At 64.0% G+C, this 18,701-nt stretch carries 21 protein-coding genes; 9 read left to right on the forward strand and 12 right to left on the reverse strand.

What is annotated here, in order from left to right; genetic code table 11:
* Positions 1-62: 62 nt before the first annotated feature.
* The 5 genes from ABWW33_RS14055 to ABWW33_RS14075 all read right to left on the reverse strand — a co-directional run bounded on the left by ABWW33_RS14055 (position 63) and on the right by ABWW33_RS14075 (position 5,637).
* Positions 63-1,295: a malic enzyme-like NAD(P)-binding protein gene (locus tag ABWW33_RS14055; RefSeq protein WP_444550995.1), complete on the reverse strand. Its 1,233-nt coding sequence runs from the start codon at positions 1,293-1,295 to the stop codon at positions 63-65.
* Positions 1,296-1,387: 92 nt separating this feature from the next.
* Positions 1,388-2,683, reverse strand: coding sequence for a Glu/Leu/Phe/Val family dehydrogenase (locus tag ABWW33_RS14060; protein WP_176653808.1), 1,296 nt, complete (start codon positions 2,681-2,683; stop codon positions 1,388-1,390).
* Positions 2,684-2,826: 143 nt separating this feature from the next.
* A complete protein-coding gene (locus ABWW33_RS14065) occupies positions 2,827-3,789 on the reverse strand; it encodes a LysR substrate-binding domain-containing protein (RefSeq protein ID WP_176653809.1) in 963 nt (320 codons plus the stop codon).
* A 12-nt stretch (positions 3,790-3,801) separates the two neighbouring features.
* Positions 3,802-5,154 (reverse strand): MFS transporter, encoded by a 1,353-nt coding sequence (locus tag ABWW33_RS14070; RefSeq protein WP_353402291.1) that lies wholly within the window; start codon positions 5,152-5,154, stop codon positions 3,802-3,804.
* A 12-nt stretch (positions 5,155-5,166) separates the two neighbouring features.
* Positions 5,167-5,637 carry a MarR family winged helix-turn-helix transcriptional regulator gene (locus ABWW33_RS14075; protein ID WP_176653811.1) on the reverse strand — a complete coding sequence of 157 codons (471 nt, stop codon included), beginning with the start codon at positions 5,635-5,637 and terminating at the stop codon, positions 5,167-5,169.
* Between the two features lie 171 nt (positions 5,638-5,808).
* On the opposite strand from ABWW33_RS14075, the gene ABWW33_RS14080 reads away from it, so the two are divergent.
* Positions 5,809-7,014, forward strand: coding sequence for a cation:proton antiporter (locus tag ABWW33_RS14080; protein WP_353402293.1), 1,206 nt, complete (start codon positions 5,809-5,811; stop codon positions 7,012-7,014).
* A gap of 12 nt (positions 7,015-7,026) precedes the next feature.
* On the forward strand, positions 7,027-7,275 hold the full coding sequence (locus ABWW33_RS14085; protein WP_090320741.1) for a DUF3297 family protein: 249 nt from the start codon (positions 7,027-7,029) through the stop codon (positions 7,273-7,275).
* A gap of 30 nt (positions 7,276-7,305) precedes the next feature.
* Here the strand turns inward: ABWW33_RS14085 and ABWW33_RS14090 are convergent, their stop codons facing one another.
* The 5 genes from ABWW33_RS14090 to ABWW33_RS14110 all read right to left on the reverse strand — a co-directional run bounded on the left by ABWW33_RS14090 (position 7,306) and on the right by ABWW33_RS14110 (position 11,343).
* The gene (locus ABWW33_RS14090; RefSeq protein ID WP_176653511.1) at positions 7,306-7,497 is read right to left on the reverse strand and encodes a hypothetical protein; all 192 of its coding nucleotides are present in this window, start codon (positions 7,495-7,497) and stop codon (positions 7,306-7,308) included.
* 119 nt (positions 7,498-7,616) lie between these two features.
* Positions 7,617-8,867 carry an MFS transporter gene (locus ABWW33_RS14095; RefSeq protein WP_353402296.1) on the reverse strand — a complete coding sequence of 417 codons (1,251 nt, stop codon included), beginning with the start codon at positions 8,865-8,867 and terminating at the stop codon, positions 7,617-7,619.
* Between the two features lie 4 nt (positions 8,868-8,871).
* Complete coding sequence (locus ABWW33_RS14100) at positions 8,872-9,165, reverse strand: hypothetical protein (protein WP_176653814.1); 294 nt, start codon at positions 9,163-9,165, stop codon at positions 8,872-8,874.
* 24 nt (positions 9,166-9,189) lie between these two features.
* On the reverse strand, positions 9,190-9,732 hold the full coding sequence (locus ABWW33_RS14105) for an RNA polymerase sigma factor (protein WP_176653815.1): 543 nt from the start codon (positions 9,730-9,732) through the stop codon (positions 9,190-9,192).
* A 48-nt stretch (positions 9,733-9,780) separates the two neighbouring features.
* Positions 9,781-11,343 carry a retroviral-like aspartic protease family protein gene (locus ABWW33_RS14110; protein WP_353402298.1) on the reverse strand — a complete coding sequence of 521 codons (1,563 nt, stop codon included), beginning with the start codon at positions 11,341-11,343 and terminating at the stop codon, positions 9,781-9,783.
* A gap of 109 nt (positions 11,344-11,452) precedes the next feature.
* Between ABWW33_RS14110 and ABWW33_RS14115 the strand changes: the two genes are divergently transcribed.
* The 7 genes from ABWW33_RS14115 to ABWW33_RS14145 are packed head-to-tail and all read left to right on the forward strand — an operon-like array spanning position 11,453 to position 16,105.
* On the forward strand, positions 11,453-11,839 hold the full coding sequence (locus tag ABWW33_RS14115; protein ID WP_436142530.1) for a GFA family protein: 387 nt from the start codon (positions 11,453-11,455) through the stop codon (positions 11,837-11,839).
* A gap of 3 nt (positions 11,840-11,842) precedes the next feature.
* Positions 11,843-12,316: a hypothetical protein gene (locus ABWW33_RS14120; protein WP_176653817.1), complete on the forward strand. Its 474-nt coding sequence runs from the start codon at positions 11,843-11,845 to the stop codon at positions 12,314-12,316.
* On the forward strand, positions 12,313-12,894 hold the full coding sequence (locus tag ABWW33_RS14125; protein ID WP_353402302.1) for a YdeI/OmpD-associated family protein: 582 nt from the start codon (positions 12,313-12,315) through the stop codon (positions 12,892-12,894). The genes ABWW33_RS14120 and ABWW33_RS14125 overlap by 4 nt, the downstream gene beginning before the upstream one ends.
* A gap of 24 nt (positions 12,895-12,918) precedes the next feature.
* Positions 12,919-14,139, forward strand: a complete 1,221-nt coding sequence (locus tag ABWW33_RS14130; RefSeq protein WP_353402304.1) for a helix-turn-helix domain-containing protein — start codon at positions 12,919-12,921, stop codon at positions 14,137-14,139.
* Positions 14,140-14,185: 46 nt separating this feature from the next.
* Positions 14,186-14,833 carry a Vgb family protein gene (locus tag ABWW33_RS14135; RefSeq protein WP_353402305.1) on the forward strand — a complete coding sequence of 216 codons (648 nt, stop codon included), beginning with the start codon at positions 14,186-14,188 and terminating at the stop codon, positions 14,831-14,833.
* 27 nt (positions 14,834-14,860) lie between these two features.
* Positions 14,861-15,607: a DUF899 domain-containing protein gene (locus ABWW33_RS14140; protein ID WP_353402307.1), complete on the forward strand. Its 747-nt coding sequence runs from the start codon at positions 14,861-14,863 to the stop codon at positions 15,605-15,607.
* Positions 15,608-15,616: 9 nt separating this feature from the next.
* Positions 15,617-16,105, forward strand: a complete 489-nt coding sequence (locus ABWW33_RS14145; RefSeq protein WP_353402309.1) for a hypothetical protein — start codon at positions 15,617-15,619, stop codon at positions 16,103-16,105.
* A gap of 13 nt (positions 16,106-16,118) precedes the next feature.
* On the opposite strand, the gene ABWW33_RS14150 is transcribed toward ABWW33_RS14145, so the two are convergent.
* On the reverse strand, positions 16,119-16,907 hold the full coding sequence (locus tag ABWW33_RS14150) for a methyltransferase domain-containing protein (protein ID WP_353402311.1): 789 nt from the start codon (positions 16,905-16,907) through the stop codon (positions 16,119-16,121).
* Positions 16,908-17,071: 164 nt separating this feature from the next.
* A complete protein-coding gene (locus ABWW33_RS14155) occupies positions 17,072-18,475 on the reverse strand; it encodes a DEAD/DEAH box helicase (protein ID WP_353402313.1) in 1,404 nt (467 codons plus the stop codon).
* Positions 18,476-18,701: the final 226 nt, after the last annotated feature.

Below are 18,701 nucleotides of genomic sequence, written 5' to 3' on the forward strand. Positions count from 1 at the left end.
GCTCTACCGTAGTGGCCCACTACGGTAGAGTTCGTGTCCAAATGTCAGATCTGACCCCGGGTTTAAATCAGCGATTCGGCCAGGTCGGTCAGGTCGTCCGCGTATTCGAGTTCGATCAGCTCCTTGCGGGCGACGCCGCTGCGCCAGGCGGCCGAGGCGATCTTCGGCGTGACGCCGCGCAGCAGGCGGGGATCGAGCAGGCCGGGCACCACGTAGTCCTTGCCGAAGCGGGCGTCGGCACGCGCCATGTCGGCCAGCGCCACCACGCAGGCGCGCTTCATTTCCTGGTTGATGGTCGAGGCGCCGCTGTCGAGCGCCGCGCGGAACAGGTAGGGGAAGCACAGCGCGTTGTTGATCTGGTTCGGATAGTCCGAACGGCCGGTGGCGATGATTGCATCCGGCGCCACCTCGCGCACCAGTTCCGGCCGCAGTTCCGGCTCCGGATTGGCCAGCGTGAAGACGATGGGCTGGGCCTTCATGCGCTGGATGTCCGTCTGCGACAGCACGCCGGGACCGGACACGCCGAGGAACACGTCCGCGCCTTCCATCACTTCCGACAGCCTGGTGGCCGAAGTGTCCTGCGCCCACGCGGCTTTTTCGCCATCCAGCGCGCGCGCCGTGGTCAGCACGCCCTTGCTGTCGCATACGTAGATGTTCTTGCGCTCCGCGCCCAGGTCCACCAGCAGTTCCAGGCAGGCCATGGCCGCCGCGCCGGCGCCGGAGCAGACGATCTTCACGGTGGCGATATCGCGGCCGGTCATCTCGATGGCGTTCAGCATGCCGGCGCCGACCACGATGGCGGTGCCATGCTGGTCGTCGTGGAACACCGGTATCGACAACCGTTCGCGCAGCTTGCGCTCGATGTAGAAGCATTCCGGCGCCTTGATGTCTTCCAGGTTGATACCTCCGAACGTAGGATGCAGCGCGGCGATGATCTCGATCAGCTTGTCCGGATCGGATTCGTCGATTTCGATATCGAAGGCGTCGATGCCGGCGAATTTTTTGAACAGCACCACTTTGCCTTCCATCACAGGCTTGCCGGCCAGCGCGCCGATGTTGCCCAGGCCGAGCACCGCGCTGCCGTTGGTGATCACGCCGACCAGGTTGCCCTTGGCGGTGTATTCGTAGGCCTTGGCCGGCTCGCGCTGGATTTCCACGCAGGGTGCCGCCACGCCGGGCGAGTAAGCCAGCGCCAGGTCTTCCTGGGTCACCACGCTCTTGGTGACTTCGATGGCGATCTTGCCTGCGCTGCCGGCGCGGTGGTATGCCAGCGCTTTCTGTTCGATGGTGCTCATGGTGCGTCCTCTTTATTCTTGTCTTTTAAATGTGAAAAACGCCTGCACGAGCCGAAGCTGGTACAGGCGTAAAACTGCTGGGGTTCAGTGGATCATGGATACAGGCCGCGTACTTCGCGGGCTTGCAGCACACGGGTGCACGCCAGGATGAAAGTCGCTGTGCGCAGTGTTACTTTCTTCTCTTGCGATACGGTCCATACGGCGTTGAATGCGTCTTGCATGATGCGAGTCAGTCGTGCGTTGATTTCGTCCTCGCTCCAGAAGAAACTGGAGAAGTCCTGTACCCATTCAAAGTATGACACGGTTACGCCGCCGGCGTTGGCCAGCACGTCGGGAACGATCAGCACGTCCTTGTCGGTCAGGATGTCGTCCGCTTCCGGCGTGGTCGGGCCGTTGGCGCCTTCGAGGATGATCTTGGTGCGGATCGTCGGCGCGTTGGCGGCGGTGATCTGCTGTTCCAGCGCGGCCGGAATCAGGATGTCCGATTCGATGCCCCAGAAGGCTTCGCGGTCCAGGAAGGCTTCGGCGCCGGCGAATCCGGTCACGCTGCCGGTTTCGGCGACGTGATCGTGCAGACGGGCGACGTCCAGGCCGCCCTGGTGCACCACGGTGCCGGTGTGATCCTGCACGGCGATGACCTTGGAGCCTGCGTTGGCAAACATGGTCGCGGCGACGCCGCCGACGTTACCGAAACCCTGGATGGCGACACGTGCGCCTTCGATCGCCACGCCGCGCTTGGCGGCGGCTTCGCGGCCCACCACGAACACGCCGCGGCCGGTCGCTTCGCGGCGGCCCAGCGAGCCGCCCAGCGAGATCGGCTTGCCGGTGACGACGCCGGTCGACAGGTTACCTTCGATCATGGCGTAGGAGTCCATCATCCATGCCATCACCTGTTCGTTGGTGTTGACGTCCGGTGCCGGGATGTCCTTGTTAGGTCCGATGATCAGCGAGATCTCGCTGGTGTAGCGGCGGGTCAGGCGCTGCAGTTCGCCGCGGGACAGGGTCTTCGGGTCGACGCGGATGCCGCCCTTGGCGCCGCCGTACGGTACGTTGACCGCGGCGTTCTTGACCGTCATCCAGGCCGACAAGGCCATCACTTCGGACAGCGTGACGTCCTGGTGGAAGCGCACGCCGCCCTTGCCCGGGCCGCGCGACATATTGTGCTGAACGCGGTAGCCTTCGTAGTGGGCGATCGAGCCGTCATCGCGCTCGATCGGCACGTCGACGGTCAGGATGCGCTTCGGGCGCTTCAGCGTTTCGACCCAGCGCGACAGGTTGCCCAGGTGCGGCGTGACGCGGTCGATCTGCTGCAGGTAGACGCCCCAGGGACCCAGGTCTTCTGGATTGAGGTAGGAAGGCAGTGTGTGTTGTGCTTGTACAGTGGTCATGCTCAAGTCTCCGGTGGATTCGTGGCTGAAGGCTGCTCGTGGCGGCGTTCAAGTGGAACGAATCATAGGGTGGGAGACGTAAAACGGGCCAATGCTGTATGCGCATTCGGCTATGCAAAAAATGCATAGTTAGCGGATTGGTATTATCGCTCCGATACGGGAGCGCGACGTTTGCGGCCGCTGCTTTTCTGCTGCTGTTCGAGGAATTCCCACAACCGTTCGACGATGGCCTTGCCGCGCCGCTGCGCCGACGGACGCTCCCGATAGAGCCGGATTTCCATTTCGATTTCCCAGTCCGAGGTGCCGCCGTCGGCGCGCGCCAGCTGCTTTTGCTTGAGCTCCCGCGTGACCGCCGACTCGGGCAGGAAGGCGATGCCGCGGCCTTCGAGCGCCATCATCTTCAAGCCTTCGGCCATGTCGGTTTCGTAGTGCGGGTCCAGGTGCAGCGGGGTTTTGGCGTCGGCCAGGATCAGCTCCACCATGCGGCCCAGGTAGGCGTTGTTGGTGTACGATAAAAACGGCAGAGGCTCTTTTTTCGAACCGGGCAGCGTGAATTCGGGCACCTTGTTCTTGTCGCAGCGGGCGTAGGCGCGCAGCGATTCGTGGCCCAGCACCAGCATGTCGTAGCGGCCCGGGTCGAGCTGCACCGGCTGGCGCGGATGGTGGTAGCACAACAGCAGGTCGCAGCCGCCTTCGACCAGCTGCATCACGGCGTCGTGCACGTTGAGCGCCATCAGGCGGCTGCTGATAGGGGCGAAGTCGTGCTCCAGTGACGTCAGCCATTTCGGCACGAAGGTCAGCGACAGCGTGTGCGGCACGGCGAGGTCGATGCTGGTCTGCGCGGCGGCGCGCTTGGAGCGCAGCATGTCGCGCGCGCCGTTGATCTGCGCCAGCATTTCCAGCGCCTGCTCGTAGAAGACGATGCCGGCCGGCGTCAGGCGGGTGGGATACGAGGTGCGGTCGATCAGGTCCGTGCCCAGCCAGTTTTCCAGCGACTGGATGCGGCGCGAAAAGGCGGGCTGCGTCACGTGGCGCAGCGCCGCGGAACGGCTGAAGTTATTGGTCTCGACCAGCGAGATGAAGTCTTCCAGCCATTTGGTTTCCATGCACGGTTCCTTTTACTGCGGTTGCGGTGTGTTCGACGTGATGCCGCGGATGGGCGTGAGCAGCCAGGCCAGCGCGGCGAACGCCATCAGTATGATGCCACCTCCGACGAACAATTGCGACAGCGGGATCATCGTCAGTATCCAGCCGGCGGCGGCGGCCGACATCGGCGCCAGTCCCATGAAGATGAACATGAAGATGCTCATCGCGCGGCCCATCATGTGCGGCGGCACGCGGCGCTGTATCCAGGTGAAGACGTTGACCTGCATGAAGCCGGACAGCGCGCCGAGCAGCAGCATCAGCAGCGCCGCCTGCCATGCGGCGTGCACGGCGGCCATCGGTATCAGCAGCAGGCCGGCGATGGCGTCGATCAGCAGGATCGTGGTGCCGAAGGTGGCGAAGCGCAGGCGCTTGCCGCCGACCGCGGCGCCGGCCATCCCCAGCAGCATGCCGGCGCCGTTGGCGCCCATCAGCAGGCCTAGCGTGGAGGCGCCATGCAGCTCGCTGGCCAGCACCGGAATCGCCACCTGCATCGCGCCGCCGATGAACAGCGAGACGGTGCCCCAGTAGATGAAGCACAGGCGCAGCGGCACGTCGCTCCATACCATCGCCAGGCCGGCGTGGACGGAGCCCAGCACCGATTGCGGCGCTTCCGTTTTCGGCGGCATGGCCAGCGTGCGGACCCTGGACAAGGTCCATGCGGAGACGAGGAAGCTGACGCAGTCGAAGCCGAACGCGAACGCCAGGCCGCGCGCATCGGCGATCATGCCGCCGTTGCCGCCATTGCCGCCACTACCGCCGCTGATGGCCAGCAGGCCCGCTGCCATCAGCGGGCCGACCAGCATCGTCAGCTGGCGCAGCCCCATCATCATGCCGTTGGCCGCCTGGAAGTGCTCGGGCGGAATCGCATGCGGCATCATCGACGTGCCGGATGGGATGCCGAAAGCCTGCGCCAGGCCGATGGCGAAGGCCAGCACATAGATGATGTTCAGCGTGGCGTGCGGCGACAGGTCCACCGTCAGCGACAGCGTGTCCGATATCTGCAGCGCCGGTTCGTGGTTCAACACCAGCAGCGTAAGCAAGGCAAGCAGCACGGCGTTGGCGTACTTGCTGAGCATGAGCACGCGCTTGGGCGAGTAGCGGTCCGTCAGCGCGCCGCCGATCAGGATAAAGACGGCGCGCGGTATGCTCATCAGCGCGATGACGAAGCCCAGCGCCAGCGTGTCGCCGGTCAGCTTGAGCACCAGCCAGGGCAGGGCGACGATGGTCAGCTGGTCTCCCAGCATGGAGATCACGCCGCCGCGCAGCAGCCACTTGAAGTTCGGGTCGCGCTTCAATGCCACGCGTTGCAGTTTCGGATCGTCCATGTTGGAGCTCTCTCAGGAATTGGTGGCGTTCATGCCGGCGATCAGGCCCAGCGCGGTGCTCACGTCGTCGAAATGCGCGGGCGGGCAGTTGCGCAGCAGGTCCTTGCTGATCTGCTCCGCCACCGTGACGGCGTTGTTCAGCAGTTCGCGGCCGGTTTCGGTGATGGCGGCATAGGCGACGCGGGCGTCGCGCGGATCCTGCTGGCGCTCGACCAGGCCGATTTTTTCCAGCGGCAGCAAGGTGCGGGTGACGCCGGACGCGGTCAGGCCCTGGCGTTCGGCCAGGTCGACGCGGCGCAGGCGGCCGCCCGGTGCGCGGTTCAGGTAGTGCAGCAGCATGAAGTCGCCAAAGCTGATGCCGTGATAGCCGCCCAGCACCTGGTCGAGCCGGCGCACCAGCGTCGCCTGCGCGCGCGCCAGCCGCAGCGCGAATTCCAGGCTGGGGCTGACGGCCGGCGAGACGGAAGTTGTATTTTCATCCATGATGGATTCCTCGTTGATTAGTGCTTGAACTATACTTGATTAATCAAGTATATGCGAGAAGATATTTACACCGATGTAAGATTTTCACGTTTGCTGGATAATTAGTTTTAATTACATAACATTACGTAATTATGATATCGTTTCCATCCTACAAAAACAGCGGAGACCGCAATGCACATGGGGACAACCGAGATCTTCCTGATCGCGATGACTATCATTTTTAGCGTGCCATACATCATTTGGCGCTTCGGCAACACGGACTACTACGCGCCGCTGGTCGTGGTGCAGATCATCACCGGCATCCTGCTGGGGCCGGGCATCATGGGCCGAGCCTATCCCGAGTACTACAGTTTCGTCTTCAACCCTCAGGTGGTGCAGTCGCTGAACGGCGTCGCCTGGTGGGCGGTGATGATCTTCGTGATGATCGCCGGCATCGAGCTGGATCTGAAGAAGGCCTGGGAGCACCGCCGCGAAAGCGCCATCACCGCCGGCCTGGCCCTGGGCACGCCGCTGGTGTTCGGCTGCGTCGCCGCGCTGGGCCTGATCGGCTATGCCGGCTGGATGGGGCCGAAAGCCCAGACCTGGCAATTCGTGGTGGGCGTGGGCATGGCCTGCGCGGTGACCGCGCTGCCCATCCTGATCCTGCTGATGGAGAAACTGGAAATCCTGCGCCAGCCGATCGGCCAGCGCATCCTGCGCTACGCCAGCGTCGACGACATCGCCATCTGGGGCGTGCTGGCGGCAATCCTGATGGACTGGGACCGCGTTGGTCGCCAGGTCGGCTTCCTGGTAGCGTTCGCCGTGGCGACCAAGCTGTTCCGCATGATGATGGTGCGCCTGGAAGAGCGCGACCGCTGGTATATCTCCTTCATCTGGCTGGCCGTGTGCGCGTTTGCCGCCGACTGGGCCGGCCTGCACTTCATGGTCGGCGCCTTCCTGGCCGGCGCGGTGATGGATTCCCACTGGTTCAGCCAGGAACGGATGGACTTCCTGCGCGCCAACGTGCTGATGGCCATCATGCCGGTGTTCTTCCTCAGCACCGGCCTGCGCACCAACTGGGCGATGGGCGGTTCTGCGGTGTTCATCGTGGCGGCCGTGATGCTGATCGCCTCGGTCAGCGGCAAGCTGGCCGGCGTCCACATCGCCGGCAAGATACTGAAGTGGGGGCCGGGCGAGGCCTCGATCATCGGCTGGCTGCTGCAGACCAAGGCGCTGATCATGATCATCTTCGTCAACATCCTGCTGGACAAGCAGATCATCACCAGCGAGACCTTCACCGCGCTGCTGCTGATGGCGATCGGCAGCACCATGCTGACTGTGCCGATGGTGTATCCGAAATTGCAGCGGGTGGCGCAGCTGATCTTCAAAACCAGCTGATATAATTGAGGGATGAACGATACTACCCAACTCCCTCCATTGCCGGATCGTCTGTCGATCGATCCGCGCAGCCCGCACCACGTTGCCGCCGTCTTCGAACACGACGTCGGCATCCGTTTTAACGATAAAGAACGCCTCGACGTTGATGAGTACTGCATCAGCGAAGGCTGGATCAAGGTTCCTGCCGGTAAGAGCCTGGACCGCAAGGGCAACCCGATGCTGATCAAGCTGAAGGGTAAAGTCGAAGCGTTTTATCGTTAAAAAAATGGCCACCTCAGGGTGGCCATTTCATTACTGCGCTACGGTTTCCCCGCGCAGCTTGTCGAGCATTTCCAGCGTCGCCGGCAGCAAATTCATGATGCCGTGATAAGCGCAGTACTCGCAAAACGCTTCTTCCGGGGTCATTGCTGTGATGCTGGCATCGGAGTGTCCGCGGCGGCGCAGCGCGCGCAGACAGGCTGGATCCATATTCCTGGCGTTCATGAACTATTTCCTTTTTGAGCAGTTGTTTGGGCTACTTGAAGTATTGTAGTCCAAAATAGTGCCACGTGGAAACTTTATTGGGTTTCCTTAACATTCGGAAACAATTTGCCATGATTTCGTCAGGCGGCGGCCTGCGGCGCCGGCACCTGCACCTGTGCCGCCAGTCCCCGGTTCAAGCGCCACAACAGCGTGGTGGCCACCAATGAACTGCCCACCACCACGTAGCCGACCACGTTGAAATTCTGCAAGTGGCCGTCCGCGCCCTGCGTGACGATATGGCCGGCCACGACCGACGCCAACCCGCCCGACAACTGCTGGATCGAGGCGCTGATGGCGTTGAACGAACCGCGCTGGGTCTGCGACGGCACCGACGACACCAGCGCCTGGAACGGGATCATGCGCGAGAAGATGCCGATGAACAGCACCGTATTCACAATGATCAGCACCGGCAGCGAGGTCGGTCCCAGGTTGGTGTAGATCAGCACCATGGTGATCGACAGCGTGGTGCCGAACAGGAACACCCTGAACTTGCCGATCGCGTCGGCCGCCTTGCCTATCATCGGACCGATGAAGATGGTCGCCAGGCCGGTCACCAGGTAGACGGTCGGCAGGTGGTGCAGGTCGATGCCCAGGTTGTTGACCACGTAGGCGCTGCTGAACGGCATCAGCATGAAGCCGCCGGTGGTCAGCAGGGCGGTGGTGGCGAACGCCAGCAGATAGCGTTTTTCCGTCAGCGTGTGGTACAGGTGCATCCACGCGGTGTGCTCCTGCGGCTTGCCCAGGTGCTCGTTCACAGGCTGCATCTTCCATGCGACCAGCAGGCCGCCGACCAGGCCGAACGCCGCCATGGCGATGAACGGGATATGCCAGTTCCACTGGTTGGACAGGTAGATGCCGGCCGGGATGCCCAGCACCTGGCTGGCGGCAAACGCGGTCTGGATCAGGCCCATGACGCGGCCGCGCATCTGCGGCGGGAACAGGTCGGTGGAAATGGCCAGCACCACGGAACCGATGACGCCGCCGAACAGGCCGGTGACGATGCGCGCCGCCAGCAGCGATTCAAAGCTTTGCGCCAGGCCGCACCACAGGGTGCCGAGGATGAATCCGGTGTAGAAGAACAGCAGCAGCTTCTTGCGGTCGTAGCGGTCGGCAAAGCCGGCGGTCAGCAGGCCGGAGGCGCCGGCGCTGAAGGCGTAGGCCGAGACCACCAGGCCGAACTGCGCCGGGCCGATGTTCAGGGCCGGCATGATGACCGCGCCCAGCGGCGACATCAGCATGAAATCCAGGATGACGGCGAACTGCAGGAAGGCCAGCATCGCCACGACGGCTTTTTGATAGCCGGTGAAAGGCACCGGAGTGGGTTTCTTCATATTTTTATTCTCCATTCGGGCGGCAGCGGCCCATGAATTTTTGACGGAATTGCTCGCGCTCTTCATCTGTCATTGCATGCCAGCGGTACCAGCGCTCGTGGCCTCCGCCGTGGCGTCCCTTGAAGCCGCCGAACAGGATACGGCATAGTACCAACAAGCCCAGCGCGTGCCAGTAGTCGATTTGTAACGCGGCGGGGAACAATGCGGGCGTCACCCAGTTCCACAGCAGCATCACGACGGCGGCCAGCAGGGCGATGCAGGCGAGGATCAGGGGCAGGAACAACAGTTTGCGTTTCATTTCAATTCTCCTTTCAATTCTTTGTCAGACAAAGTCCTGCAGGCGCGAGCGCAAATGCAGGACCGCATAGCGCTTGCGCGCCAGCAAGGTGTTCACAGGGGTGCCGCATTGCGCGGACATTTCTTTAAAGCTGGTGCCGTCCAGCTCGTGCGCGATGAACACTTCGCGCTGGTTGGCGGGCAATTCTTCCAGCGCCACCTGCAGCGCCTGCAGCAGCAGGGTGCGGGTGTAGGCGTCTTCCGGGCTGCCCTCGGCCGAGGGCAGCAGCAGGTCGAGGCGATATTCTTCGCCGTCCTCGTCGGTCATGTCGTCCAGCGCCACTTCCTTTTTCTTGCGGAAGCGGTCGATGATGCGGTTGCGCGCCACGCGGAACAGCCAGGCGCTCACTTGTTCGATCGGTTCGGGCAGGCGGTAGGCCTCGGTGAACTCGTAGAACACATCCTGCAGGATGTCGTCCGCATCGGTCGGATCGCTGACCCGGCGCCGGATAAAATTGCCCAGGCGCGAGCGTTCCCGCAACACGGTGGCAGTGATGTCCTGGTCGATGCTTGAATTCGGCGGTGTCATGCGTTTGAAGACGGGCCTGGGCTGCGGATATTGTGTCGGGATGCAAAACTATTCGTCGGCGGACTGATTGAGCGCGATGTACACCTTGCCGCCCTGGTAGTCGAACAGGATGCTGGTCTGGCGCAGGATGCCGTTGCTGATGTTGCCGGCGATATCGGTGCCGTTCTGCGAGCCGGCCGGTTGCTGCGACAGTTCCAGCACCGGGTTGGCGATGCGCACGCCGCCCATTTCAAACAGCTTGCCGCGCGTGGCCAGCACCCGGGTCATGCCGCCGACGGCGCGGCTGACCTGGACCGCGTCGCCGGCCCGGTATTTGTCGACCAGCGCGTGGCGGTCGACGAAGGCCTTGCTCATCGTGAGCGAATAGTCGCTGCCGGTGTCGATGTTGAACTTGCCCGGCAGGCCGTCGAGCACCGCTTCGATCTGCGGGATCTTGTTGTGGAAGGTCAGCGGCATGGCGGCGGCCGAGCCGTGGTAGACGAAGCTGGCCGGATCGTAGAAGGTCAGCTGGCGGGCGGCGTAGTCGATCAGCGTGGGAGTGTTCCACAGCCATTCGTAGCCTATGGTGCCGTCGACCGGCAGTTCGTCCAGCGTCGGGCTGGTGAAAAAGGCCTGGCGGTCCAGCGTCAGGCCGGCCAGCGCGATCCGGTCTATCGTGGTCAGCGCGCCGCGCTCGGTGTGCTCGCCCAGGCCGTGCAGCAGCGCCACGCCTTGCGCCGGCAGTTGCAGCTTCTTGTACAGCCGGTCGCTGATGACGTTGGGGGCGCCGGTGTCGAGGATGAAGCGGAACGGGCCCTGGCCGTTGAGCGTCAGCTTGACGCAGATGTGACCGAGGCAGGGCTCGAACGGCACGGTCACGGCCTGCCGCGCGGCGGAAAAACCCTGGATGGCGGCCGGTCGCGGCAGCGAGAAATCCATCTGCGCGGCCGGGCGGTTGAGGACGATGCCGGAGATGCGCAGCACTTCCTCGTCCTTGTTGTCGTTGGCGTTGCGGTAATGCTCTTCGAACGGCAGCGTCACGGCGCCGACGGTGCGGAAATCGCGGTAGTCGATGATCATGGCCACGCCGTCCACCGTTTCCTGGCGGCGCTCGATGCGCTGGCTGGCGGTATTGATCCAGTAATCGAAGGAGTTGCCCGCGTCCAGCGTGACGCGGACGATGGCGTAATCGACGCCGTCGTGCCGGCGCGGCGGCAGCAATTGCAGCGTGCGCGCCTTGCCGCGGGCGAACCAGTAGGCGTAGGACTGGCGGCCCAGGTGCTGGGCCGGGCTGCCGGCCGCGCCTTCCAGCTTTTCCAGCTGGCCCATTTTCTGCCGCCAGAAATCGCGGCCGTCCGAATTGGAGATCAGCCGCGCCACCGCCGACGACGGAATGCGCTGCGCGTAGCGGCCGGTGGCATAGTCGATATCGCTGCTGCCGGCATCGTCGTGGCCCAGGTAGGTGCGCACGAAATCGGTGTGCTGCGTGCTGACCTGGTCCCAGGCGTCGCCTCCCACGGCGCTGCGGGCGCGGTCGAGCAGCGCCGCAGCGCTGTCGTCGGCGTTGCAGTGGAGTGCCGCGACGGCCAGGGCCAGGCCGGCGGCGGTGCGCAGGAATGTATAGGCGGACAAGGGGCGCTTTCTAGGGATGAACTTGACATGTTATCTCAAAAATGGAAGTGTGCTTGTTTTGGCAAGCTTTTGTTATACTGATTTTCACTTCAAGGCGGGGATATCGGCGATGAGTGAGACAAGTCAATTCAACGGAAGTTGTTTATGCGGCGGCGTGGCATACCGGGCCGAGGGGCCGGTCAGGCACGCCAGCCATTGCTATTGCACCATGTGCCAGAAGCAGCATGGGGCCGCCGCCGGCTCCTACGCCAATGTGGACCGTGCCGGCTACGTCGTCGAGCGCGGCGCGGATCTGGTGACGGAGTACGCGTCGTCCGACCATGGCCGGCGCGGCTTCTGCCGCGTTTGCGGCTCGACGCTGTTCTGGCGCAGCACCCAGTCGCCGGACCGCATCGCCATCACCCTGGGCACGCTGGAGCGGGAATACGACGGACCAGTGCAGCGCGAGCTGTATGTTGAAAACAAGCCGGGCTGGCTGCCGGTAAGGGAGGGGTAATCCATGCGGACCTGGTCCATTCCACGCGCCATCCTGATCGGCGGCCTGATCGCCGGCATCCTGGACATCACATTCGCGATTTCCTTTGGCATCTACAACGGCCTGACGCCGGAGCGCTTGCTGCAGATCGTCGCCAGCGGCCTGCTGGGCAAGGAGGCGTTCACCGGCGGCACGGCGACGGCCGCCGTGGGGCTGCTATGCCATTTCGCCTTGAGCCTGGTGTGGATGACGCTGTTCCTGCTGGCGGCCAGGCAGTCGCCGGGACTGGCGGCGCGTCCGCTGGTCTCCGCCATCGGGTACGGCATCGTCGTTTTCCTCGCCATGCGGCTGGTGGTGCTGCCACTGTCGGCCTTCCCGCGCCCGGTCACGTTCAAACCGCTGGCCACCGTCATGGACCTGGCATCTCACATCTTTTTGTTCGGGCTGCCGATCGTCTGGGCGACCCGCAAGGCTATCTATATTGGAGGAAAAAAGTGAACCCCAAGGTTGATGCGTACATGGGCAGGATCAAGCAGTGGCGGGAAGAATGCGAGAAATTGCGCGAGATCGTGCTGGCCTGCGACCTGACCGAAGAACTGAAGTGGGGCGTTCCCTGCTACACCTTCGACGACAAGAACATCGTTTTAATCCACGGCTTCAAGGAGTACTGCGCGCTGCTGTTCATGAAGGGTGTCTTGCTCAAGGATCCCAAGGGCATCCTCATCACGCAGACGGAGAACGTGCAGTCGGGACGGCAGATACGCTTCACCAGCCTCAAGGAAATCACCAAGCTGGCGCCGACCTTGAAAGCCTATATCAAGGAAGCCATCGAGGTGGAAAAGGCTGGCTTGAAGATCGAGATGAAAAAGACCGAGGAATTCCCTGTGCCCGAGGAGTTCCGGCGCGTGCTGGATGACGATCCTGCTTACCGGGATGCTTTTCAGGCGTTGACGCCCGGCCGGCAACGCGGCTATCTGCTGTATTTCGCGGGTGCCAAGCAATCCAGTACCCGCGAGTCCAGGATAGAAAAATGCCGGGACAAGATTTTCGACGGCATAGGGTGGAACGATAAATAAGGCCGCAAATAGGGCAGCACAGCGATGGATTCGCTGATCGCCGCTTCCGCGCGCGCGCTCGCCGCCGGCGACGCGCTGGGCGCGCTGAAGCGGATCGCGTTGCGGGATGATCCTCCGGCATTGGCGTTGCGCGGCATCGCGATGGCGCAACTGGGCGAGCACCCGCGCGCGCGTGAGCTGCTGCGTCGCGCCGCACGCGAATTCGGCGCCCACGAGGAACTTGCGCGCGCCCGCTGCGTGGTCGCCGAGGCCGAAGTGGCGCTGGCCGTGCGCGACTTTGGCGGTTCGCCGCGCGCGCTGGCGTCGGCGCTTGCCGTTCTTGAAGCGCACGCCGATCATGCCAATGCGCTGCAGGCCCGGCTCATCGCGGCGCGCAGGCAGTTGCTGCTTGGCCGCCTTGACGAAGCCGAGGCGACGCTGACCGGACTCAATGGCCACAGCCTGCCGCCAGCGCTGGCGGCGGTGGCCGAACTGGCGGCGGCGGAGCTGGCCCTGCGGTCGCTGCGCGTCGCCCAGGCGCGGGCGGCGCTGGGCCGCGCGCACGATGCGGCCGAACGCGCCCGCGTGCCGGCCTTGCTGGCCGAGGTGAAGGAGGCGCAGGCCGCACTCGATCGTCCCGCCGCGCGGCGCCTGCTGGCCGGCGGCGAACAGGCGCTGCGTCTCGACGAAGTGGCGGCGCTGCTGGACTCGGACGTGCTGGTGCTCGACGCCTGCCGTCGCGGACTGAGTGCGGGGGACGCATGGCAGTCGCTGGCGCGCCGTCCGATACTGTTTGCGCTGGCACTTGCGCTGGCCGAGGCATGGCCCGGCGATATCGGCCGGGAAGCCTTGATCGCCAGCGCATTCCGCACCCATCAGCCGGACGAGACGCACCGCGCCCGCCTGCGTGTCGAAATCAGCCGCCTGCGCGCGCTGGTGGCCGGCATGGCGCAGATCGAGGCCACCGCGCGCGGCTTCGCCCTGAGGCCGCTGGCCGGGCGAGAAGTGGCCGTGCTGGCTCCGCCCATCGCCGGCGACCAGGCCTCGCTGCTGGCGCTGCTGTCCGACGGCGCCGCCTGGTCCACCTCGGCCCTGGCGATGGCGCTGGGCGACAGCCAGCGCACCATCCAGCGCGCGCTGGCAGAACTGGAGACGGCGGGCCGGGTGCGTTCGATCGGCCAGACGCGCACCCGGCGCTGGCTGTCGCCGCCGCTGGCCGGATACACGACAATCTTGTTACTCCCCGCCGCACTGCCGATCGCATAAAGTTGTCGTGCGGCGCCGATCCGAGGCGCTACTCAAGGAGGCAGCAATGACCAGCAAGGAAAAAGTACGCACGGCAGAAATCGTGCGCGAGTATGGCCCGTTCGACGGCGCCAGCAAAATAGCCGGCGTTACCCACGATGGCCAGCGCGTCTGGGCCGCCACCGGCGACAAACTGATCGCCTTCGATCCCGCCAGCGGCAAGCTTGCCCGCTCACTGGACTGTGCCTGCGACGCCGGCACGGCCTTCGACGGCAAGTACCTGTACCAGATCGCCGAGCAGCGCATCGACAAGATCGACCCGGCCGACGGCAAGGTGGTGGCGTCGATACCGGCACCCGGCCATGGCGCAGACTCGGGCATGGCCTGGGCCGAGGGCAGCCTGTGGGTGGGCGAGTACCGGGCGCGCAAGATCCACCAGATCGATCCCGTCACCGGCACGCTGATCCGCAGCATCGATTCCAACCGTTTCGTCACCGGCGTGACCTGGGTCGACGGCGAGCTGTGGCACGCGACGTGGGAGGGCGACGACAGCGATATCCGCCACATCGATCCCAAGACCGGCGCCGTGCTGGAACGGCTGGAAATGCCGGCCGGCACCGCCGTCAGCGGCCTCGAATCGGACGGCGCCAGCCTGTTTTATTGCGGCGGCGGCGAGAGCGGCAAAGTCCGCGCCGTGCGTCGTCCCGCCAATTAAGCAAAGGAGAACATCATGGATACCGTAATGACTACTGAAGCACACACCGTTGTCTCCAATGAGCAATGGGTACAAGAGCGCAAGGCCCTGCTGGTGCGCGAGAAGGAACTGATGCGCCTGCACGACCAGATCGCCCGCGAGCGCCGCGCGCTGCCGTGGGTGCGCATCGACAAGAACTATGTGTTCGATACGCCGGAAGGCCGGCGCTCGCTCGCCGACCTGTTTGAAGGCCGCCGCCAGTTGGTGGTGCAGCATTTCATGTTCACGCCGGGAGCGGAACAGGGCTGTTCGCACTGCTCGTACATGGCCGACCACACCGATGGCGCACTGGCGCACCTGGCGCAGCGCGACACGACGCTGGTGGCCGTCTCGCGCGCGCCGCTGGCCGACATCGAACGCTTCCGCCAGCGCATGGGCTGGCATTTCAAGTGGGTGTCGTCGGACGACGGCGATTTCAACTATGACTTCGACGTCAGCTTCAAGCCGGAAGACCTGGCCACGGGCGAGGTCTACTACAACTACCAGAAGCAGCCGTTCCCGCATCCGGACGCGCCCGGCGTCAGCGTGTTCTACAAAAACGATGCGGGCGAGGTGTTCCACACCTACTCGACCTACGGCCGTGGCGTTGAAGTGATGATGCACACCTATAACTTCCTCGATCTGACGCCGCTGGGCCGCAACGAGGAGGGGCTGCCTTATACGATGGCGTGGGTGCGTTACCACGACCGCTATGAAACGGTGCCGGCGGCCGGCTCGTGCTGTTCGCATTCGTGAGCGCATGCCATGTCGAGCTTATGGCCATGGCTGGCGGTGGCCGGGGCGGGGGCCTTGCACGGCCTGAATCCCGCCACCGGCTGGCTGTTCGCCGCTGCGGCGCGCGACCGGACGCTGGCGCTGCTGGCGCTGGTGCCGATCGCGGCCGGACACGCGGCATCGGTGGCGCTGGTGGCTGGCGCCGTCGCGCTGGGCATGGCGATGGATCGGGATGTGCTGCTGGCGCTGGCCGGAGTTCTGCTGGCGGCGCTGCTGTTGTGCCGCCGTCGGCGGGCAGGCCTGGCCTTGTGGTCCTTCATGATGTGCACGCTGCACGGCGCCGGGTTGATGCTGGTGCCGGCATTGATTCCGCTGTGCCTGGCCGGGTCTCCGGCGCGCGAGATCACCGCATCCGGCTCGCTGCTGCTGGCGCTGGCGGCCGTCGGCGTACACATGGCGGCGATGCTGGCCGTAACCGGCGCGATCTCCTGCGTATTGTGCAAACTCCGGGGACACTGAGCCCGATGCCCTGTTAATGCTGGTCGCTCGCGCCTGCACGGATGTCCCAGCAGGCGGCGGTGTAACGGACTTCATCGCCGTGGACAAAGGGTTCGAAGGCGGCGCGCGCGGTGCTGGCCACTTGTTGGCGTGTGTGGTCGTCCACAGTCTGCAACAGTCTGCCGACCGGGCCCATCCTGGTGATGTAGCGCAGCAGTTCTTTTTCCGGGAAGCTGCGCACGACGTCGAGCGGCTCGATGTCGATCCGCTCCCAGCCGCTGTGCTCAAGTATTGTTCGCACCCGGTCGCGGTCGGCAAAGCCGAACTGGCCCGGTTCGTCCGGCACGCGGACGGGCAACTGGGGCAGCAGGGCGGCCGCGCTCCGTTCGGCGGTGGTCATGAAGGGATTGTCTTCCGCACCGCGCCAGGCGATCAGCCGCAGCGTCGCGTTGCCGCGCGCGGCCAGTCTCAGATTGCGGAACGCTGCGACGGGATCGTCGAAGAACATCACGCCGAAGCGGGAGATGATGGTGTCGTAGCTGGCCGGTTCGAATGCGTGCGATTGCACGTCGTCCTGGATGAAGCAGGCGTTGGAGCAGGCCTGCGCGGCGCGCTCGCGGGCGGCTTCGATCACCGCGCCGGAAATGTCGATGCCGGCGCAATGGCTGTCCGGGCCAAGCCTGCGCGCGGCTGCCAGCGTGGTGGCGCCGGTGCCGCAGCCCACGTCCAGAAGCCGTCGCGTGTCCGCCGGCAGCCCTTGCATCAGCAGGTCTTCGATCGGCTGGAACATCTGGTCGAGCAGTTCCTGCGCTTCAACCCACATATTGCCGCCCGTGCCTTGCCATCCTGCGCTTTGCTGCTGCTTCATGACCGCTCCTTTCGAAAGTGCTGCTGTGTCATGAAGTATCCGACTTTCCGCCGCATTCCGCAGGCGTCGACGAAAAAAAACGCCCACAAGGGGCGTTTTCATTTGAAGCCTGGCGACGATTAACGGTCGCCGTAGCTGCGGCGTGCGCCGTCGGTGCTGCGCGGGTTGCTGCCCTTGTAGCCGCCGCCGGTGCTGCCTTCTTTGCGCGGCGCGCCTGGCTTGCTGAACGTGCGCTGGCCCGATGGCTTGGCGCCGGTGCGGTTGTCGCCCGGTTTCCAGCCGCCTGGACGCGAGGTCGAACGTGCTGCCGACGCAGTCTTCTTCGGCTCGTAGCCTTCGATGACGTTGACCGGAATCAGCTGCTTGGTGAAGCGTTCGATGCGCTTGACGTTCATGCCTTCAGCGTGGTTCACCAGCGAGATCGCCAGGCCGTTGCGGCCTGCACGGCCAGTGCGGCCGATGCGGTGGACGTAATCTTCCGGGAACTTCGGCAGATCGTAGTTGAACACGTGGGTGATGGTCGGCACGTCGATACCGCGGGCGGCAACGTCGGTGGCGATCAGGATCTTGACCTGGCCGCGGCGCAGGCTGTCCAGCGTGCGGTTACGGGCGCCCTGATGCATGTCGCCATGCAGTGCGGCGGCCGAGAAACCGGCGATGTTCAGGCGGTCGGCGATGGTGTCGGCGTCACGCTTGGTGGCGGTGAACACAACGGCCTGGTCCAGCGAGTCGTCGCGCAGCAGATGGTCCAGCAGGCGGTTCTTGTGCGACAGGTCGTCGACGAAGTGCACGCGCTGGGTGATGTTTTCATGCTTGTTGGCGGCGCTCAGGATCTGGATCACTTGCGGATCCTTGGTGATGCGGCGCGCCATGTTGCCGACGACGCCGTCCAGCGTGGCCGAGAACAGCATGGTCTGGCGGGTCGACGGGGTCGCTTCGACGATCTTTTCGATGTCGTCGATGAAACCCATGTCCAGCATGCGGTCGGCTTCGTCCAGCACCAGGATTTCCAGTTGCGAGAAATCGATCTTGCCCGATTCCATGTGGTCGATCAGACGGCCAGGGGTTGCCACCAGAATCTCAGGATTCTTGGCCAGCAGTTGCATCTGTTTAGGGTAAGGCATACCGCCCAGGATCGACACTGCTTTCAGACGACGCAGGTTGACGCTGTACTTGTCGGTATTGGAGGTTACTTGCAGGGCCAGTTCGCGGGTTGGGGTCAACACCAGCATTTTTGGCTGTGCGGCTTTGAAACGTGGACGCTCGCCACGGGCGCGGGCGGCTTGCATTTCTTGATTCGGAGTCTTGCCGGCGGCTGCCGGGTCGATCTCGGACAAACGGTGCAGCGACGGCAGCATGAACGCTGCAGTCTTGCCGGAACCGGTTTGCGAGGAAACCAACAAGTCCTTGCCTGCGATCGCTGCAGGGATAGCCTGCTGCTGAACGGGAGTCGGCGCGGTGTAGCCGGCGTCGGTCAGGGCTTTAATCAGGGACGTGTTGAGACCAAGTGCTTCAAATGTCATGCTGTTCTTTCGTAAAAATCAGCGCTCGTGCAAAAGCCGAACGCGAAATAGCAACGCCTACCAAAACGAAATGACTCAATCAAAATCGAAAGAAATTTCGGCACAAAAGCTTTGCGCCGGGACGGTGTCAGGTGCGACACCAAAGGCGGGAGGGCTTTATAAGCGACATCAGTGTGATGCGCTAAGGCTTGCGAAGCTGCTAGTACTACCTGGCTGATCAATCGGC

The sequence above is a fragment of the Duganella hordei genome (assembly GCF_040369125.1).
In the GTDB taxonomy this organism is placed as follows: domain Bacteria; phylum Pseudomonadota; class Gammaproteobacteria; order Burkholderiales; family Burkholderiaceae_D; genus Rugamonas; species Rugamonas hordei.

Excerpts from the sequence above, each read along its gene's own strand:
- ABWW33_RS14055 (WP_444550995.1), bottom strand. The coding sequence starts at position 1,295 with ATGAGCACCATCGAACAGAAAGCGCTGGCATACCACCGCGCCGGCAGC.
- ABWW33_RS14060 (WP_176653808.1), bottom strand. The coding sequence starts at position 2,683 with ATGACCACTGTACAAGCACAACACACACTGCCTTCCTACCTCAATCCA.
- ABWW33_RS14065 (WP_176653809.1), bottom strand. The coding sequence starts at position 3,789 with ATGGAAACCAAATGGCTGGAAGACTTCATCTCGCTGGTCGAGACCAAT.
- ABWW33_RS14070 (WP_353402291.1), bottom strand. The coding sequence starts at position 5,154 with ATGGACGATCCGAAACTGCAACGCGTGGCATTGAAGCGCGACCCGAAC.
- ABWW33_RS14075 (WP_176653811.1), bottom strand. The coding sequence starts at position 5,637 with ATGGATGAAAATACAACTTCCGTCTCGCCGGCCGTCAGCCCCAGCCTG.
- ABWW33_RS14080 (WP_353402293.1), top strand. The coding sequence starts at position 5,809 with ATGCACATGGGGACAACCGAGATCTTCCTGATCGCGATGACTATCATT.
- ABWW33_RS14085 (WP_090320741.1), top strand. The coding sequence starts at position 7,027 with ATGAACGATACTACCCAACTCCCTCCATTGCCGGATCGTCTGTCGATC.
- ABWW33_RS14090 (WP_176653511.1), bottom strand. The coding sequence starts at position 7,497 with ATGAACGCCAGGAATATGGATCCAGCCTGTCTGCGCGCGCTGCGCCGC.
- ABWW33_RS14095 (WP_353402296.1), bottom strand. The coding sequence starts at position 8,867 with ATGAAGAAACCCACTCCGGTGCCTTTCACCGGCTATCAAAAAGCCGTC.
- ABWW33_RS14100 (WP_176653814.1), bottom strand. The coding sequence starts at position 9,165 with ATGAAACGCAAACTGTTGTTCCTGCCCCTGATCCTCGCCTGCATCGCC.
- ABWW33_RS14105 (WP_176653815.1), bottom strand. The coding sequence starts at position 9,732 with ATGACACCGCCGAATTCAAGCATCGACCAGGACATCACTGCCACCGTG.
- ABWW33_RS14115 (WP_436142530.1), top strand. The coding sequence starts at position 11,453 with ATGAGTGAGACAAGTCAATTCAACGGAAGTTGTTTATGCGGCGGCGTG.
- ABWW33_RS14120 (WP_176653817.1), top strand. The coding sequence starts at position 11,843 with ATGCGGACCTGGTCCATTCCACGCGCCATCCTGATCGGCGGCCTGATC.
- ABWW33_RS14130 (WP_353402304.1), top strand. The coding sequence starts at position 12,919 with ATGGATTCGCTGATCGCCGCTTCCGCGCGCGCGCTCGCCGCCGGCGAC.
- ABWW33_RS14135 (WP_353402305.1), top strand. The coding sequence starts at position 14,186 with ATGACCAGCAAGGAAAAAGTACGCACGGCAGAAATCGTGCGCGAGTAT.
- ABWW33_RS14140 (WP_353402307.1), top strand. The coding sequence starts at position 14,861 with ATGACTACTGAAGCACACACCGTTGTCTCCAATGAGCAATGGGTACAA.
- ABWW33_RS14145 (WP_353402309.1), top strand. The coding sequence starts at position 15,617 with ATGTCGAGCTTATGGCCATGGCTGGCGGTGGCCGGGGCGGGGGCCTTG.
- ABWW33_RS14150 (WP_353402311.1), bottom strand. The coding sequence starts at position 16,907 with ATGTGGGTTGAAGCGCAGGAACTGCTCGACCAGATGTTCCAGCCGATC.
- ABWW33_RS14155 (WP_353402313.1), bottom strand. The coding sequence starts at position 18,475 with ATGACATTTGAAGCACTTGGTCTCAACACGTCCCTGATTAAAGCCCTG.